The following is a 281-nucleotide window of genomic DNA, read 5'->3' on the forward strand; positions in this document are numbered from 1 at the left end:
GGACGTTGATAGGTCAGGTGTGGAAGTGCAGTAATGCATTAAGCTAACTGATACTAATTGCCCGTACGGCTTGTCCCTATAACCTTGACGGTTATACGCATTTACTCTTGATGAGTTAATACCCCAAACTTTACTTCTCCCAGATTCGCTGCGCAGCCCAACAAGGGGCTGCGCAGCATACAAGTCAAAGCTTGATGACCATAGTAAGTCGGTCCCACCCCTTCCCATCCCGAACAGGACCGTGAAACGACTCTACGCCGATGATAGTGCTGCAACCAGTG

2 rRNA genes are annotated in these 281 nt (G+C 49.5%); both read left to right on the top strand.

What is annotated here, in order from left to right:
• A 23S ribosomal RNA gene (locus GTP45_RS27830) occupies positions 1–78 on the top strand; the annotation flags it as partial.
• A 112-nt stretch (positions 79–190) separates the two neighbouring features.
• Positions 191–281: ribosomal RNA gene (gene rrf, locus GTP45_RS27835) — 5S ribosomal RNA — on the top strand; the annotation flags it as partial.

Source organism: Duganella rivi (assembly GCF_009857435.1).
Taxonomy (GTDB): Bacteria; Pseudomonadota; Gammaproteobacteria; order Burkholderiales; family Burkholderiaceae_D; genus Rugamonas; species Rugamonas rivi.